This is a genomic window from Diaphorobacter sp. LI3 (genome assembly GCF_022807955.1).
GTDB classification, from domain to species: domain Bacteria; phylum Pseudomonadota; class Gammaproteobacteria; order Burkholderiales; family Burkholderiaceae_C; genus Diaphorobacter; species Diaphorobacter nitroreducens.
This window is the reverse complement of the sequence record NZ_CP094346.1, coordinates 3,170,775-3,188,146: the sequence shown is the minus strand read 5'-3', so window position 1 is coordinate 3,188,146 and position 17,372 is coordinate 3,170,775. Positions and strand designations below refer to the sequence as shown.

The window sequence follows — 17,372 nt, the reverse complement described above, 5'->3', positions numbered from 1 at the left end:
AGCCTCCGCAGCCCATGAAATAGAAGACGGCATGCGGGTGCTGTGTATGATGCCAAATATGCCTTTAGCGCTTATCCAGCAAGCGCAAGCAGCTATCATTTAAAGAGTGGCCGCAGTCTGGCGTGCTCTTCAGTCCATCTCCTCAAACACCAGCGATGGAGGTGCCATGACCCGTGCGACATCGCCGAGCTGGCCGATGACATGGTTGGCGAAATAGCTGTTTTGCGTATCGGGCTCCAGCGCTGCCACGGCCAGATTGGCCAAGGGCTGGTTGAGAGACACGTAATAGCTGCCTCCCGGCACGTCGATGGCGCTGCGCATGGGGGTCACGGTGGCGCGGATGATCGGGCGGGCGCCAGGGATGGCTCCGCGCACGTCCTCTCGCTCGGAGCTCTCCCGGCTGGTTTCCTCATAGATGTCCGCCAGTACGGAGCCCGCCTCGGCGACGTGCATCACCTGGATGCCCAGCAGCTTCAGGCGCTCCACTGCATCCGTTGCGCCGCTTGCCAACCAATAGCCGCAGGGGCGGTGGCGTTTTTTGACCGGCTTGAGTTGCAGCGAGGAATTCCAATCCACGCGCAGGGTCCGGTCTGCGCCGGTCTGTGGGTCCAGCATGACCAGGTCGCGCTGGCCGGGGGTTTGCGTGGCTTCCACCACGATCTCGCCGCGGCATGCCTGGGAGGCAATGTCCCGCGCTTCATAGGAGCGCACCTGCTCCAAGTCGGCGGCGCGGTCCACGGTGCTGCGCAGTGCACTGGTGAGGGCCGTCACCTGCGAGTGCACGCGCCGCTGGATGTGGGTGCGGCCAATGCCCACGCCGCGCGTTTCCACGAGCATGCTGACGGCGTTCTTCAGACCATTCACGTTGCGGCCGGTATCGGGTTGCGTCCCTCCCATGGACAGGCGAAGGTCTTCGGCGCGGGTCGAGGTGGTGTAGTACCACTCCTGGCTCAGGCCTTCCGCTTCCAGGGCCCTGATCATGGGGTGGTGGAACCATTCCAGAGCTGCCTTGGTCATGAATTCCGGCAGGTTGGCCGTCGTTGCGTGCTGCAGCAGCACGTCGTAGCGTTGGATGGCATGGAATTTCTCGAGGAACCGTCCGGTGACGGTGTATTCATGCGCATCGAAAATGGCGATCGGGCGATAGTTGCGCACCAGTTTGGCGAGTGCCTGGGCCTCCGGAGTTTGCAAAAGCAGGTGGTCCCGGTTCATGTCGATGCCGTTGGACGTGGCTCGTGTTCCGGCCTCGGCTCCGTCGGGATTCGCGCGGGGAACGACGATCACGTTGATGCGCTCCAGCATGGGCTCCAGCAGCCCTTGTGCCAGTTCGCGCGCCAGTACGAGCAATGCCTCGCTGCCGGCGGGCTCGTCGCCATGTTGCTGCCCAAGCAGCAGCACCGTGGGGCGGCGGCTGGCGTCCAGCGCGGCCACGTTGGTGCCAGCCGCGCGGGTCAGCACCAGGCCGTGCAAGGGTGTGCCGCGCTGCGATACCCCCAGGTCCAGCATTTGCACACGGGTCGTGCCGCGCTGCGCCGTGGCCAGATTACGCAGCCATTGGGTGAGTTCAGCGTTGGTGGTGAAAGCCTGGCGCCCCTCGGCGAGCCCCGGCGTTTCGTACCGCACGGAAGGCGCGGGAAAGCGTGCCGCGACAGCCGCGCTGTAGGGGAGCGCGGTGGAGGCCGGCTCGGTGGCCGGGGCGACGGGCGTTACCGTGACCGGACTGGGGCTGGGGCTGGGCACGACTTCGCCACGCTGCACTGTTCCCAGCGGCGGCGGTACGGCGCGGGACGTTTGCGGACCAGTGGGCGTGGGGGGGGAGGACTGCGCGGGCCACGGAGGCAGGGGCGTGCTGGAGCAGGCGGACAGCAGGAATGCGCCCAGCAGCGCGGTAGCGCGGTGCCGTGCAGCCATTGCGGCGATTGGCAGCGCGTAAGTGTGGGAGAGCAGATTCTTCGGCGTCATGGTGGGCGTGGCGGAAGTGGTGCTGGGGCGGATGTTACCCGGCAGCTTTGATGTCCTGCGCGTGCGGCGGGGTGGTTGGCCCAGGGGCCATGGAAAAAAGCCCGGCTGTGCCGGGCTTTCTGTTGTCGTGAAGGTCTCAGCGGCCGAAGCCGCCGCCGCGTGGGCCGCGGCCACCACCGCCGCCGCCGTTGCCACGGCCGAAGCCGCCCCGACGCCCGCGGTCCGCCATGCTGTCCACGCTGGTGCGCATGGGGTCCGGCTGGCTGGCACGGCCGCTGCCATGGCGTGGGCCGATGCCAATGTTGCCGAGCTGCGTGCCCAGGTGGGCGTTCTCGCTGCGAGGCTGGCTGTCGTCGAAACGGCGATTTCCGCCATTACCGCCGCCATTGCCTGCACCCGCGGGACCGCCGCGGCGGCGGCCACCGGCCGTGTTCTGCGGACGTTGCTGATCACGTGGACCGGCAGTACGGCCTGCATTGCCTGCGTTGCCGCCGCGGCCCCCGCTGCCGTTCTGACCCCCGGCGCGCTGCTGGCCTTCGCCCTGGCCACCGCCTTGGCGCGAACCGCGCTGGCCGCCAGTGGCCGCCTTGTTGGTGCGGATGCGCTCCATCATCTCCTGGCGTGCCGCCTTGGCCGCCGCCTGCATGACTTCGCGGCTGGGCGGCTTGCCCGCGCCGCCCCAGATGGTCTGGCGGCCCATGGCGATGGGCTCGGCCTTCTCTCCCTCGTCCGGGCCAAAGCCGTCGATCACCTGCACGGGGATTTCCTGCTTGGTGAAGCGCTCGATCTCCATCATGAAACCTTCCTCGTCCATGCAGACGAGGCTTACGGCATGGCCCTCGCGCCCGGCGCGGCCCGTGCGGCCAATGCGGTGCACGTAGTCTTCGGGGACGTTGGGGATCTCGTAGTTGACGACGTGCGGCAGGTCATCGATGTCGATGCCGCGTGCCGCGATGTCAGTGGCCACCAGGGCGCGGATCTGGCCCGTCTTGAAGCCCTCCAGCGCCTGGGTGCGGGCGCTCTGGCTCTTGTTGCCATGCAGCGCCATGGCCGAAACGCCGTTCTTGGTCAGGTACTCGGCCACGTTGTTGGCGCCGAACTTGGTGCGCGTGAACACCAGCACCTGGCTCCAGTCGTGCTCCTGGATGATGTGCAGCAGCACCTGCTTTTTCTTGCCGCGCCCCACGGGGTGGATCACCTGGCTGATGCGTTGCACCGTGGTGTTGCGCGGGGTGACCTGGATGCTCTGCGGGTTCTTGAGCAGTGAGTTGGCCAGTTCACGGATGTCGTCGCTGAACGTGGCCGAGAACAGCAGGCTTTGCTTGGACTGGGGCAGCAGCGCCAGCACCTTCTTCACGTCGTGGATGAAGCCCATGTCGAGCATGCGGTCGGCTTCGTCCAGCACCAGGATCTCGACGGTGGACAGGTCCATGAAGCCTTGCTGCTGCAGGTCCAGCAGGCGGCCAGGGGTGGCCACCAGCACGTCCACGCCGCGCTTGATGCGTTCGATCTGCGGGTTCATACCGACGCCGCCGAAGATCACGGTGGAGTTCAGATCCAGGTATTTGCCGTAGCCGCGCACGGATTCTTCGACCTGCGCTGCCAGCTCCCGCGTGGGCGTGAGCACCAGGGCGCGCACCCCCTTGCCGCCAAACTGGCTGCGTGGGGCTTGGCCTTCGGCCAGGCGGTGCAGCATGGGCAGCGTGAACGCGGCGGTCTTGCCAGTGCCGGTCTGTGCCCCGGCGAGGAGGTCGTGTCCAGCGAGGACGGCCGGGATGGCCTGGGCCTGGATAGGGGTCGGGTTGTCGTAGCCTTGTTCTTGCACGGCCCGCAAAATGGCCGGCGCCAGCTTCAGTTCTTCAAATGTCATGTAATTGGATGCGCCCATCCGGGGCGCTGGGTATCGGCCTGTCGCAGGCGACTTTACGGGCCGCCGAGCCAGTTTGTTAGGCAGATGATTGCAAGGGTGGGAGCCCGGAAAATTCTTCCTTCGTCCCCAGCTTGTCTAGGCTGATGCCGTGGGCAACTGGAGCCCAAGACGGGGTCTATTGTCGCATGCGCCGATAATCCGCGTTTGTGCGCAAAAAATTTTGGCGCCTTCTTCTGCCCGTTTCCTGAATAAATCCATGGCCCAATACGTTTTCTCGATGAACCACGTTACCAAGACCGTGCCGCCCAAGCGGCAGATCTTGAAGGACATTTCCCTTAGCTTCTTTCCGGGCGCCAAGATCGGCGTGCTGGGCCTGAACGGCTCCGGCAAGTCCTCTCTGCTCAAGATCATGGCGGGCGTGGACAAGGAATTCGAAGGCGAGGCACTGCCCATGCCCGGGCTGTCGATCGGCTACCTGCCCCAGGAACCCCAACTCAATCCCGAGCACACCGTGCGGCAGGCCGTAGAAGAAGCCATGGCCGAGGTGAACAACGCCAAAGCCCGCCTGGAAGAGGTATACGCTGCCTACGCGGAAGAGAATGCCGACTTTGACGCGCTGGCTAAAGAGCAGGGTGAATTGGAAGCCATCATCGCCGCGGCCGGCACCGATTCCGAACACCAGTTGGAAATTGCGGCCGACGCGCTGCGTCTGCCGGCGTGGGATGCGGTGATCGGCAAGCTATCGGGTGGCGAAAAGCGTCGCGTGGCCCTGTGCAAGCTGCTGCTGTCCAAGCCCGACATGCTGCTGCTGGACGAACCCACCAACCACTTGGACGCCGAATCCGTGGACTGGCTGGAGCAATTCCTGCACCGCTTCAGCGGTACCGTGGTGGCGATCACCCACGACCGCTACTTCCTGGACAACGCCGCTGAGTGGATTCTGGAACTGGACCGAGGCCACGGCATCCCCTACAAGGGCAATTATTCTGACTGGCTGATCCAGAAGGGCAACCGTCTGGAAGCCGAGCAAAAAGGCGAGGAGGCTCGCGCCAAGGCTTTGAAGAAGGAACTGGAGTGGGTGCGCCAGAACGCCAAGGGCCGCCAGGCCAAGTCCAAGGCGCGTATTGCCCGCTTCGAAGAGCTGAGCGATTACGAATACCAGCGCCGCAACGAAACGCAGGAAATCTTCATTCCTGTAGCGGATCGCCTGGGCTCTAAGGTCATCGAATTCAAGAATGTCTCCAAGGCCTTTGGTGACCGCCTGCTGATCGACAACCTGAGCATGAACATCCCTGCCGGCGCCATCGTCGGCATCATCGGCCCGAACGGTGCCGGCAAGTCGACCCTGTTCAAGCTGATCGCGGGCAAGGAGCAACCTGATTCCGGTACCGTGGAAATCGGTCAGACCGTGAAGATGGCCTTTGTCGATCAGCACCGCGACGCACTGGCCGATGACAAGACCGTGTGGGAGGACATCTCCGGCGGGCTGGACATCATCAACGTGGGCAAGTTCCAAATGGCGTCGCGCGCCTATGCCGGGCGCTTCAACTTCAACGGCCAGGACCAGCAGAAGAAGGTGGGCAACCTGTCCGGGGGCGAGCGCGGCCGCCTGCACCTGGCCAAGACGCTGATCCAGGGCGGCAACGTGCTGCTGCTGGACGAACCGTCCAACGACCTGGACGTGGAAACCCTGCGTGCGCTGGAAGACGCGTTGCTGGAATACGCTGGCACCGTGCTGGTCATCAGCCACGATCGTTGGTTCCTCGACCGTATCGCGACGCACATCCTGGCAGCCGAGGGTGACAGCCAATGGGTATTCTTTGACGGCAATTACCAAGAATACGAAGCTGATAAGAAAAAACGATTGGGTGAAGAGGGTGCGAAACCGAAGCGTATGCGCTACAAGGCACTCAAATAAGTACTTACAGGTAGTAGCATCGGGCGGACCGCCGCCCATTCTTCGTCCGTCCCCACCATGTCCCTTTCCGCGTCCCGCGCCCGTACGGTTTTTCGCGCCTGCGTTGTCAACGCCGTCAGGGACAGCGAGGCCCTGATGGAGGCGCTGGTGACTGGTACGCGCGAAGCGCTCACGGCGCAGGAATCCTCCACCCGCGACCTTCACAAGCGCACCCAGATCAGCGACGCCTTGCGCCTGCTCAAGCAGCACGAGGCGTCGTTGCCCAAGGCCTACCCCATGGCCTTGTTGGAGATTTTTGCCGAAGGCCCCTCGGCCGCGAAGACGAGGGCCGGGCAGCCCGGCGGAATGGACCTCGGCGAGCTCGCCCTCATGGACGATGCCGACGTGCTGGTCCAGGTGGAACTGTCGCGGGCGCAGCAGATCGCCGCTCTGGCGACAGAGGCAACGCTGGCGGAACTCAACACGCTCGTCAGTTCGGCGCAGGGCCTGCACAGCGTGCAACCCGAGAGCAACCCTTTCCGCCCCGAGAACTACATCCGCGCGCTGCAGCAAGTGGTGAGCGATACCGGTGTAAGCGGGGAAGTGCGGCAGCTGTGGATGAGCCAGATGCGCGAACTGCTGGGCATGCAACTGGTAAGCGCCTATAAGCGCGCCGCCCAGAGCCTGCGCGAGCATGGCGTCGAGCCCGTGGGCTATGCGGTGGCGGGAGCCCCGGGTGTGCGCAGCGGGCATGGTGGTGGATATGCCCACAGTTCCCAGATGGGCGTGGGCTACGCGCCGCCCTCGGCCTATGGTGCGCCGGCCAGCGAATATGGTGCCGCGAGCGCCTATGGCCAAGGTTACGGGGCAGGCTGGGGAGGCGCCTCGGGCAACGTGGCCTTGGCGCCGCAGGCCGAAGAAGCGCTGCTGACGGTGGGTATCCTGCGCCAGATGCTGGCCGGTGGTGGGGATCCTTTCGCCTACGATGCACGCGGCGGCTATACGGCAGCTACTCCGGCCAACGCGTACGTCATGCCGGCCGCGGCGGAAGCAATGGAAGACATTGCGCAGCTGGAACGCATCGTGGGCCGTCTGTCGGGAGGGGCTGCGGTCCCGGTGACGGGCTGGAACGGCACCTCTGCACATGCGCCGGTGGCGGCCTCCCCCACGCGGACGGCGCATGAGGTCGTGAGCCGCATGATGGACAACATTGCGCAGGATTCGCGGCTGCTGCCCCCCATGCAGCGTGCCGTGCAAAGCCTGGAGCCCGCGCTGAAGGAGTTGGTGCAGCACGACACGCGGTTCTTCACGGATGAGCAGCACCCCGCCCGGCGCCTGCTGGACGAGTTGACCCAGCGCAGCCTGGCATTCAACGCCGAGGATGGGCCCGCCTTCAGCCGCTTCATGCGGCTGGTGAACGAAGCCGTAGGCCACCTGGCTTCCATCGAGATCCGGGATGCCGCACCGTTCGCCCAAGTGCTCAAGGCGCTGGAAAAGGCCTGGACCACGCAGGAGCGTCGACAGCTTGAGCGCCATGAAGCGCAGCAGCGCGAACTGCTCCAGCGGGAGCAGCGGGAATTGCTGGCCGAAAAGATTGCCGCCGACTTCCGCCGCCTGCCCGATGCGGACAAGGTGCCGGCCGACCTGCTGGCCTTCGTGACCGGCCCGTGGGCGGACGTGGTGGCGCAGGCGCAAAGCAGCCAGCCCCAAGAAACCGGCGGAGATCCCGGAGGCTATTTGGCGTTGGTGCCGCTGCTGCTGTGCTGCGCGCAGCCCGAGCAGTTGCGCTCGGACCCGGAGCGCCTGGGCCAGGCCATTGCCGACATGGTGCCGGTGTTGGTGCGTGGGCTGGAGAGCATTGACCACCCGATCGAGCGTATTGCCGAAGTGACGCAGCGCTTGGCGCAGCTTCAGGGTGAAGCGCTGAACTACGCAGCGGCGAGCGTCTTCGGCGACACGCCGGCGGAAGAGGTCAGCCCTGAAACCCGCGCTGACGATGTGCTGTCTTCCGATACGGCCGCCGCGGCGGACCCGTCGATGGCCGGAGCAGTGGCTCAGCCCGCATTGCGCATCGGCCAGTGGGTGGAAATCATCACCAACCAGCGTGCGGTACGAACCCAGCTCACCTGGTGCAGCCCGCACAACACGCTGTTTTTGTTTACCGGAGCCGACGCGAGCACGCAGTCCATGACGCGGCGCATGATCGACAAACTGTCCTCTGACGGGGCATTCCGCCTGATTTCCGACCAGCCGGTGGTGGACCGCGCTTTGCGCGCCGTGCGCACCAAGCCTGCCAAGCTGCGCTAGGGCGCTCCGCCGGTCGCGGGGACTGCCGTTCAGCCTGCCGCGCGTGGCAGGCGCCGGCGCACCAGTTGGATGTGGTTGCGCAGGGCGTAGAGCTCGTCGGCATAGGACAGTGGCACGCTCACTTTTTCCACCTGCGCCTCCATGCGGTCCAGCCGTTCGCGCAGCGCGTCGGGGGTGGCCTCTCCTCGTTCCATGTCGTCTTCGATGTCGCGCAGATGCCCATACCAGCGGAACACGCGCGAGCGCACGCGGAACTGGTACAGCGGCGGCACCACGCGCGATAGCGGCAGCATGATGGCAATCAAGATACCCAGTACCAGCCACATGCGCTCGACGAGGTTGGCGATCCAGAATGGCAGATAGCGCTGCATCAGCGGCGCCGGCTCGTTGATGGCGCGCTCGCCCTCCTTGGCAATGGGCAGTTCCGCGTGCCGGGTGCTGGGGAATTCGCGCGCACGGTTGAACCAGCCCGCATTGCCATGGATGCCCTGCGCGCTCTGGGCAAATAATTGCAGCAGGGCGGGGTGGGTGCCTTCACGCGCCAGCAGGGATGTGGTGGATGCCACCAACCGTACGTCGCGCGGGGGTACGTTGGCGGCCAGGTCCACCACGCCGCGTGGCAGCACTACCGGCGTGAGGAACGGAAAACGGCGGCTGTAGGCCTCGTTCTGCGGGAAGTGCATGAGCTGCACGCCGGGCGTTTGCAGCAGCATCTGCACCATCAATGACTCGGGGGCGGAGGCAAACACCAGGGCGTCCAACCGCCCCGCCAGGAACGCCACCGTGGCGGGCGTCTGCTCCAGACGGGTGAGCGTCAGGGCATCCAGCGGAATGTGGTTGGCGTCCAGCAGGCGCTCCATGAGCGTTGGTACGCCGCTGCCGGGCGAGCCGACGTTCACGCGCAGCCCGCGCAGCTGATGCAGCCCCTCCAGCCGGGCCGATCGGTGGATGCGGCGCGCCACATCGCCGCGGTAGAACAGCCAGATGGGCTCCACAAAGAGGCTGCCCAGCGAGACCAGCTCATCACTGTCCTCGGGACGCAACTCACCCGTGCCACCTTGCACGAAGGCGAGGTCGGCGTGGCCATCGCGCAGCAGCTGCAGGTTGGATGACGAACCATCGCTGGGCAGCAAGACCACGTTGATCCCGCTTGCCGCCAGTGCGTCACGATAGCGCTGGCCGAAGGCCTCGTAGGCGCTCTGCGCGGGGCCGGTGGCCAGCGTCACCGTGCGCGGCGGCGTGGGGTTGAGCCACCAATAGGCCAGTAGCACCAGGCCCGCGCCCAGTAGCGCCAGCGGCCCGGCAGACACCAACAGGTCGCGCAGCGACAGCAGCGCCATGCGCAGGCGGCGTGACATCTGTCCCATGGTTAGCTCCCGGCAGCCAGATCGGCATGGCACGGAAGTGCCAGGCCCTCGGCCGTGCGCAGGGTGCGCGCGGCGAGCACGGCGCGCACGGTGGCGCGGGCCACCGCCTCGGCCGCCATCGTGGCCAACACCATCATGCCGGGGTGGTGCGGCACGTGGCCCGTCGCCAGCGTGAACAGCGTATCTCCGTCGCTCATGGTGTGCACGGGGTTGATGCTGCGGGCCAGGCCGTCGTGGCCGGCAACGGCCAGTCGCTGAGCCTGAACCTTGGTCAGCCGCGCGTCGGTGGCGATCACGCCGATCGTGGTGTTGCTGCCGGCCAGCAGGGGATGAGGGGGCTCGCCGCGCAGCAGCGCGTGCCGTGTATCGCGCAGCGTCAGCCCGTCGGCAGCGCGGGCGCCCGCCAGTGGGCGCCCGGTGTCCGGGTCGACCACGTCGCCCACGGCGTTGCAGGCAATGAGCGCACCCACCGTGACGCCCGCGACGGTGACCGAGGCTGTGCCCACGCCGCCCTTCATGGCGTGCTGCAGGCCGAACATCTTGCCCACCACGGCGCCAGCGCCGGCGCCTACGTTGCCCTCGGCTGGCGGCTCGCATGTGGCGGCGGCGCAGGCCGCATAGCCGGCCGCCGCATCGGGACGCACCTTCATGTCGCCCACGTGCAGGTCGAACAGCACGGCCGCTGGCACCAGTGGCAGGCGGCCCACGCCCACGTCCAGCCCTACGCCGTGCTCCTCCAGCCAGCGCACGGCCCCCGTGGCGGCCTCCAGCCCCCAGGCGCTGCCACCCGCCAGCATGATGGCGTGCACCTGCTCCACCAGGTTGCCCGGGGCCAGCAGGTCGGTCTCGCGCGTGCCGGGGGCGGCGCCGCGCACATCCACGCCTGCCACGGCACCCTCGCGCGCAATCACCACGCTGCAACCGGTGGGGCGGCGTGGGTCGGTGAAGTGGCCGACCTCGATGCCGGCAACGTCGGTGATGGCGCCGCAGGCGCTGTGCAGGGAGCAAGCTTGCATGGGCGCCGATTATGGTGCCGCGCCGGCACCTATCCCCGCGTCTTGCGGGGTGCTCTCAAAGCCGTGCGCGGCGCAGCCGCAGGGCATTCGTGATCACCGAGGCCGAGCTCAGGCTCATGGCCAGCGCCGCGATCATCGGCGACAGCAGCCAGCCCGTGAACGGGTAGAGCAGGCCGGCGGCCAGCGGCACGCCGAGCGCGTTGTAGACGAAGGCAAATCCCAGGTTTTGGCGCATGTTGGCCACCGTGGCCTGCGACAGTGCGCGCGCCGTGGCGATGCCGCGCAGGTCGCCCTTAACCAGGGTGAGCTGGGCGCTGTTCATGGCCACGTCCGTCCCGGTTCCCATGGCGATGCCCACGTCGGCGCGCGCCAGTGCCGGCGCGTCGTTGATGCCGTCGCCGGCCATGGCCACAGTGCGTCCCTCGGCCTGCAGGCGTTCGACCAGGGCCAGCTTATCGGTGGGCAATACCTCGCCGTGCACCTCGTCGATGCCCAGGCGCCGTCCCACGGCACCTGCCGTGGTCAGCCCGTCGCCGGTGGCCATGATGATGCGCAGGCCGGCCGCATGCAGGGCGGCCAGCGCGTCGGGCGTGCTGGCCTTGATGGGGTCGGAGACAGCCAGCAGGCCCGCCAGTTGCCCATCCACGGCCAGGAACATCACACTGGCGCCTTCGCCGCGCAATGCCTCGGCGGTCTGCGCCAGCGGTCCCGTATTCACGTTGGACTGCTGCATCAGCACCGTGTTACCCAGCGCCAAGGTGCGGCCCGCGATCCGGCCGCGCACGCCGATGCCCGAGGCCGAGTCGAACTGCTCGGCCGCGTCCAGCGCCAGCCCCTGCTGGCGTGCCGCAGCGACGATGGCCGCCGCTAGCGGATGCTCGCTGCCCTGGTCCAGGCTGGCGGCCAGGCGCAGCACCTCTGCCTCGCGCCAGCCGGGCGCGGCCACGGTGCGCTCAAAGCGTGGCCGGCCCTCGGTCAGGGTGCCGGTCTTGTCCACGATCAACGTGTCCACGCGGCACATATGCTCGATGGCGGCCGCATCGCGGAACAGCACGCCCTGCGTGGCGCCGCGCCCCGTGGCCACCATGATGGACATCGGCGTAGCCAGGCCCAGCGCGCAAGGGCAGGCGATGATGAGAACCGCCACAGCGTTGATCAGGCCGTAGACCCACCTGGGCTCGGGCCCGAACAGTCCCCAGCCCAGCAGCGTGAGCACAGACACGCCGACCACGGCCAGTACGAACCAGCCCGCAACGCGGTCGGCCATGCGCTGCATGGGCGCGCGCGACCGCTGGGCCTGCGCCACCAGTTGCACGATCTGCGACAGCATCGTGGCCGCACCCACGAGTTCGGAGCGCATGACCAGCGCCCCGCTGGTGTTGAGCGTGGCGCCGATCAGCTTGTCGCCCGTGCGCTTGCTCACTGGCAGCGGCTCGCCCGTGAGCATGGACTCGTCCACGGCGCTGCTGCCTTCGACGACCACGCCGTCCACCGGCACCTTCTCGCCGGGACGCACGCGCAGCAGGTCGCCCTCATGCACGTGGGCTAGCGGCACGTCCTCCTCGCTGCCGTCGGCGGCGATGCGGCGCGCAGTCTTGGGCGCCAGGCCCAGTAGCGACTGGATGGCGGCCGAGGTCTGTGATCGCGCCTTGAGCTCCAGCATCTGGCCCAGCAACGTCAGCGAAATGATGACCGCGGCCGCCTCGAAGTACACGCCCACGCGGCCCATGGACTGGAACGAGGCCGGGAACACGCCCGGCGCCACGGTGGCCACCACGCTGTAGACGAAGGCCGCGCCCGTGCCCAGGCTGATCAGGGTCCACATGTTAGGGCTGCGCTGCACCACGGACTGCCAGCCGCGCACGAAAAACGGTGCGCCGGCCCACAGCACGATGGGCAGCGTCAGCACCAGCTCCACCCCGCTTTGCGTGGCCATGCCGACCCAACCCAGCCGGTGCCCGGCCATGGCGAGCGTGGTGACGATCACGGTGAGCGGCAGCGTCCACCAGAAGCGGCGCGAGAAGTCGCGCAGTTCGGGGTTGTCATCGGCTGCGTCCAGGCTGGGCAGTACCGGCTCCAGCGCCATGCCGCACTTGGGGCAGTGGCCGGGGCCGCTCTGTCGCACCTGCGGGTGCATGGGGCAGGTGTAAACCGTGTCGGCGGGTGGTGGGACGGGTGAAGCGGCCGATGGCCGGGGCACTTGGGGGCTGTGGTGTAGGTGCTGCCCGTGTGGCGTAGCTGCGGGCGGCGTGCTGTGGGAATGCATGAGGGCTCCTTGGTGCGGCAAGGGGCCGGGCAACTGCCGCCCGGTCCGTGGGGCGTCAGCGCAATGGTTCGATATGGGTGACGACGAATACGCCCTTCACCCGTTCGGCCCGAAAGCGCACCTTGTCGCCGGGCTTGAAGGTGGCCGCCTGTGCCGGGTCGCGCAACGTGAACACCATGGTCATGGGCGGCATGGCAAGGTTCTTGAGCTCGCCGTGGCGCAGCGTGATCTTGCCGCTGCGTGCATCCCAACGCGTGACTTCGCCCTCGCTGAGATCCTGCGTGCTGTCGCCGGATGCGGCGGGCGTCTCGGTGTGATGGGCGTCGTGGTCCGAGCCCTGGGCATGTGCCCAGCTGCCGGGCAGGCCCAGCAGTGCCAGAGCGGCCACGGGTGCGAGGGCGATGCGCGGCGCGCGCGCAGGCAGGGTGTGCGATGGCATGGCGTGGCCTTTCATGGTGTGCATCAACGGTAGCTGGTGAATACGCGTGTGGAGACGTCGCTGTTCATCAGGTTCTTGGTGACCAGCAGCACGTCGTACGGGTCCTTGCGGCCGTTGTACTCGGGCCCGTCCATGCCGGGGCTGCCCACCGGCATGCCCGGGACGGTGAGGCCCAGGGCCTTGGGTTTGTCCTTGAGCAGCTTGCGCACGTCGGCAGCGGGCACATGGCCTTCGAGCAGGTAGCCGCCCACCAGCGCGGTGTGGCATGAGCCCAGGCGCGTGGGCAGGCCGAGCTTGGCGCGTACGGCGGCGTTGCCCGTTTCGTGCACGGTGACCGTGAAGCCGTTGGCCTGCATGTGGGTCACCCAATCCTTGCAGCAGCCACAGTTGGGGTCTTTCCAGACCTCCACGGCAGTCTGCGGGGCGGCGGCACGGGCCAGGGCGGGCAGGGCAGCGCCGGCCAAGCCGGCGGCGAGGGCCGTCATCCATTGGCGGCGGGTGGGTTGCGTGATTCGCATGGTGGACTCCTGATGATGCGGGTGGTGGTGTTGTTCAGGGCGTGACGGTGAAGGTGCCGCGCATGCCTGCTTCGTAGTGGCCGGGGATCAGGCAGGCGAAGTCGAAGCGGCCGGGCCGGTTGAAGTGCCAGACCAGGTCTTCCTTGGCGCGCGGCGCCACGTGGGCCATGTGGGGTTCGGCGTGCTCCATGTCGGGGTACTGGCGCATCATGGCCGCATGCTGGTCCAGCGTGCCCTGTGTGCCCAGCACCACCTCATGCATGACCTGGCCCTTGTTCTCCACGCGCAGGCGCACGGTCTCGCCTTGCTTGACGGTGAAGTGCGAGGGGGTAAAGCGCATGTCGTCCGTCATGTGCAAGGTGATGGTGCGCTTTGCGCTCTTGGCCTCGCCCGCAATCCCCCATTCCTGCTGCTGCGGGGCGACGGCAGGGTGGCTGTTGTGCATGTTCTCATGGCTAAAACTGGCTGTAGCGCCCGCCAGTAAAGCGCAAGCAGCTATGAATTTGATAGATTTCATGGGTTTCTCCGAGGGTTTCAATGGTGTTCGTGGTCGGCGCCCGGCTTGCGCACGCTGGGGGCGCCGGGGACCCGGCCGGGCGGGGTCTGGCGCGGGGCTGTGGCGTCCAAGGGCGCACCGGCCCATTCGTGCGCCACCGTGCCCGCCGGGTGCCGGTACCAGCCCGGGTCGCGCCAGTCCTGGGCGGCCAGGCCCTGGCGGACCTTCAGGGTCGTGAACATGCCGCCCATCTCCAGCGGGCCGAAGGGGCCGGTGCCGGTCATCATGGGATAGGTGTTGTCGGGCAGCGGCATTTCCATCGCGCCCATGTCGGCCATGCCGCGCTCGCCCATGACCATGTAGTCGGGAATGATCTTCTGGATCTTCCCGACCAGGCCGCGATGGTCCACGCCGATCATGGTGGGCACGCCGTGGCCCATGGCGCCCATGGTGTGGTGGCTCTTGTGGCAATGCAGCGCCCAGTCGCCGGGCTCGTCGGCGATGAACTCCAGCTGCCGCATCTGGCCCACGGCCACGTCGGTGGTCACCTCGGGCCAGCGCGCGGCCTTCGGGGTCGGCCCGCCGTCGGTGCCCGTGATCTCGAACTCATGCCCATGGATGTGGATGGGGTGGTTGGTCATGGTGAGGTTGCCCACGCGGATGCGCACGCGGTCGCCCTGTCGTGCCACCAGCGGGTCGATGGCGGGGAACACCCGGCTGTTGAAGGTTCAGATGTTGAAGTCGGTCATGGTGTTGACCTTGGGCGTGAGGCTGCCCGGCTCCACGTCGTAGGCGCTGAGCAGGAAGGCGTAGTCACGTTGCACCTGAGCGATCAGGGGGTGGTGCGCCTTCGGGTGCGTGATCCACAGGCCCATCATGCCCATGGCCAGCTGCACCATTTCGTCCGCATGCGGGTGGTACATGAAGGTGCCGGGGCGGCGCGCCGTGAACTCGTACACAAAGGTCTTGCCCGCGGGGATGTGCGGCTGGGTAAGCCCGGCCACGCCGTCCATGCCGCTCGGCAAGCGCTGGCCGTGCCAGTGCACGCTGGTGTGCTCGGGCAGGCGGTTGGTGACGAAGATGCGCACGCGGTCGCCTTCCACCACCTCGATGGTCGGGCCCGGGCTCTGGCCGTTGTAGCCCCACATGTTGACCATGAAGCCGGGCGCGACTTCGCGCACCACCGGCTCGGCCACCAGATGGAATTCCTTGACGCCGGCGTTCATGCGCCACGGCAGCGTCCAGCCGTTGAGCGTGACCACGGGCTGGTAGGGCCGGCCGCTGGACGGGGCCAGCGGCGCGGCCGTGTCGGCAGAGGATTGCGAGGGTGCCTCGGGCAGTGCGGCCAAGGCCACGCGGCTCACCGATGCGGCGGAGGCGGCGACCACGGCCGTGGCGGCGCCGGAGAAGAAATGGCGGCGCTGCATGTCAGTGGCCTTCCGAAGGGGCGTTGGGGGTGGTGGGAGCGGACGGCAGGTCGGCGGGCGCGCCGGGCGATGTGCCCGTGAGAGCCAGTTGCAGGTCGGTCTGGGCGAGCCAGAAGTCGCGCTGCGCCTCGGTGGCGGCGGCCACGGCCTGGCTGGCGCGGCGCGCCTCGGCCAGCAGCTCCCACACGCTGATGAACATGCCGTTGTAGCGCAGCACGGCCTCGTCCTGCATGAAGCGCGCCAGCGGCAAAGCCTCGGCCTGCTGCTGGTGCGCCAGGTCCCAGGCGGTGCGGTAGCGCAGCCAGTGGCTGCGTGCCTCGCTGCGCGCGCGGATGGCGGCATCCTGCAGTTGTGCGGCGCTGTGCTGCAGCTCGGCCCGCGCGCGGCCCGTGGCGGCTGCGCCCCAGTCGAACAGCGGCAGAGGCAGCTCTACCTCCCAGCCACGTGTGGTCTCGCGGTGGCCGGAGGCGCGCTCGGTGGCAGTGTTGCGGCTGTAGCTCAGGCCGATGTCGCCGAACACGGATCCAACACCGGCCCAGCCGCTGCGGTCGGCGGTGGTGTCCAGGTCGCGGCGCAGCGCGCGCAGGTCCAGCCGCTCGCGCAGGGCCGTGGCTTCGGCGTCGTCGCCGCTGCGCAGTGCATCCGCCGCGGGCAAGGCGGGGAGCGCATCCGGCAGCGTGAAGTCGGCCTGCGCGCCCCACAGCCCCATCAGCCGCGCCAGTTGCTCGCGCTCCAGCGCGGCATTCAGCCGCGCGCGGGCCAGCTGTGCTGCCGCGTCCTGTGTGATGGCGATTTCGCGTGCCTGCTGCAGCCGGCTGAAGTTGCCCACGCGCGCCATCCGCCGCGCCAGCTCGCCGCCGGCCTCGGCCGCCTCGTGCATGCGTTCGCGCGCGGCCAGCACCTGCCGGGCGGCCACGGCGCGCAGCCAGGCGCGGCGTGTGTCCGCGGCCAGGCGCAGCACATCCTGTGCAGCGGCCAGCGTGGCCTGCTCCATCTGCCAGCCTTGCCAACGCGTGCGTCAGGGCAGGGTGATCACGTTGACCAGGCTGAAGCCGAGCTGGCGCTCGATCTCGCGCTCATGCCCGCTGGTGAATCGCCCCAGCGTCAGCGTGGGGTTGAACAGGGTCAGCGCCTGTGCGCGCTGCGCATCCTGCGCGGCCAGATTGGCCAGGCGGGCCTGCAGCGCGGGGCTGTTCAAGAGCGCCACGCGCACGGCGGTGTCCGCATCCACGGGAAGGCGCAGCCATTCGGTGATCTGGGCCTGCGCGTCCCCGCGGCTTTGCGCATCGGGCGCGGGCAGTTGCGCGCCGTCGGGCAGGCGGGGCTGGACATGGCTTTGCACGTCGCCGCGCAGCCCATCGGGGGCGACGCTGGCGCAGCCGGCCAACACCAGTGCAGCGGCCAGCGCAGCCAGGGCGAGCGGAGGGCGCCTCATGGCCGGCCTCCGTGGTGGTGTTTCTGGATGGGCATGCCAGGGCTGGGCGGCGCGGCGCGTGCCTGCTCGGCTTCCCAGCGCACGATGTCGGAGTGGCCACCGGGAAAGGCGCCCACGGCGGTGTTGGCGGCCTTCCAGCCGATGTCGGCCTCAGCCACGTCGCCGCTGGGGAGCAGGGGCTGGTGGTGCAAGGGCAGACTGGGGGCCTGTGCCGAGTCGGCGGTGGCGGTCTGCGATGGGGCGGCAGGAACATTGTCAACCTGCGCCCAGGTCGGCGGTGCGATGCCGGCCAGTGCCGCCAGTGCCATCATGGCCGCAGGGCTGGTGGGGTGCGCGAAGCGCATGGGAGTCTCCCGTCAAACATGACAAAAC

11 protein-coding genes and 2 pseudogenes are annotated in these 17,372 nt (G+C 67.9%); 2 read left to right on the top strand and 11 right to left on the bottom strand.

The window, feature by feature from the left end; translation table 11 throughout:
* Nucleotides 1-129: 129 nt before the first annotated feature.
* Entirely contained in the window at nt 130-1,962 is a 1,833-nt protein-coding gene (locus tag MRB47_RS14860; protein WP_252101078.1) for a M14 family zinc carboxypeptidase, read from the bottom strand.
* A gap of 136 nt (nt 1,963-2,098) precedes the next feature.
* The gene (locus tag MRB47_RS14855) at nt 2,099-3,832 is read right to left on the bottom strand and encodes a DEAD/DEAH box helicase (RefSeq protein ID WP_252101077.1); all 1,734 of its coding nucleotides are present in this window, start codon (nt 3,830-3,832) and stop codon (nt 2,099-2,101) included.
* A gap of 256 nt (nt 3,833-4,088) precedes the next feature.
* Between MRB47_RS14855 and ettA the strand changes: the two genes are divergently transcribed.
* Both ettA and MRB47_RS14845 read left to right on the top strand, forming a co-directional pair.
* A complete protein-coding gene (gene ettA / locus MRB47_RS14850; RefSeq protein WP_015912846.1) occupies nt 4,089-5,750 on the top strand; it encodes an energy-dependent translational throttle protein EttA in 1,662 nt (553 codons plus the stop codon).
* Between the two features lie 57 nt (nt 5,751-5,807).
* Nucleotides 5,808-8,036, top strand: coding sequence for a DUF1631 family protein (locus MRB47_RS14845; protein WP_252101076.1), 2,229 nt, complete (start codon nt 5,808-5,810; stop codon nt 8,034-8,036).
* Between the two features lie 29 nt (nt 8,037-8,065).
* Here the strand turns inward: MRB47_RS14845 and MRB47_RS14840 are convergent, their stop codons facing one another.
* From MRB47_RS14840 to MRB47_RS14800, 9 genes and pseudogenes are all read right to left on the bottom strand, one after another.
* Nucleotides 8,066-9,403 (bottom strand): TAXI family TRAP transporter solute-binding subunit, encoded by a 1,338-nt coding sequence (locus MRB47_RS14840; protein ID WP_047351132.1) that lies wholly within the window; start codon nt 9,401-9,403, stop codon nt 8,066-8,068.
* Nucleotides 9,404-9,405: 2 nt separating this feature from the next.
* Nucleotides 9,406-10,419, bottom strand: a complete 1,014-nt coding sequence (locus MRB47_RS14835) for a P1 family peptidase (RefSeq protein ID WP_011805800.1) — start codon at nt 10,417-10,419, stop codon at nt 9,406-9,408.
* 55 nt (nt 10,420-10,474) lie between these two features.
* On the bottom strand, nt 10,475-12,685 hold the full coding sequence (locus MRB47_RS14830; protein ID WP_411275700.1) for a copper-transporting P-type ATPase: 2,211 nt from the start codon (nt 12,683-12,685) through the stop codon (nt 10,475-10,477).
* Nucleotides 12,686-12,740: 55 nt separating this feature from the next.
* Nucleotides 12,741-13,124, bottom strand: coding sequence for a copper-binding protein (locus tag MRB47_RS14825; protein WP_041836328.1), 384 nt, complete (start codon nt 13,122-13,124; stop codon nt 12,741-12,743).
* A gap of 23 nt (nt 13,125-13,147) precedes the next feature.
* Nucleotides 13,148-13,609, bottom strand: a complete 462-nt coding sequence (locus tag MRB47_RS14820; RefSeq protein ID WP_172209192.1) for a DUF411 domain-containing protein — start codon at nt 13,607-13,609, stop codon at nt 13,148-13,150.
* Between the two features lie 67 nt (nt 13,610-13,676).
* Nucleotides 13,677-14,159 carry a plastocyanin/azurin family copper-binding protein gene (locus MRB47_RS14815; RefSeq protein ID WP_252101074.1) on the bottom strand — a complete coding sequence of 161 codons (483 nt, stop codon included), beginning with the start codon at nt 14,157-14,159 and terminating at the stop codon, nt 13,677-13,679.
* A 17-nt stretch (nt 14,160-14,176) separates the two neighbouring features.
* Nucleotides 14,177-15,565, bottom strand: a pseudogene (locus MRB47_RS14810) (multicopper oxidase family protein).
* 1 nt (nt 15,566) lies between these two features.
* Nucleotides 15,567-17,000 (bottom strand): annotated as a pseudogene (locus tag MRB47_RS14805) (TolC family protein).
* Nucleotides 16,997-17,344, bottom strand: coding sequence for a hypothetical protein (locus tag MRB47_RS14800; protein ID WP_252101073.1), 348 nt, complete (start codon nt 17,342-17,344; stop codon nt 16,997-16,999). Before MRB47_RS14800 ends, MRB47_RS14805 begins: the two are co-directional and overlap by 4 nt.
* Between the last annotated feature and the right edge of the window lie 28 nt (nt 17,345-17,372).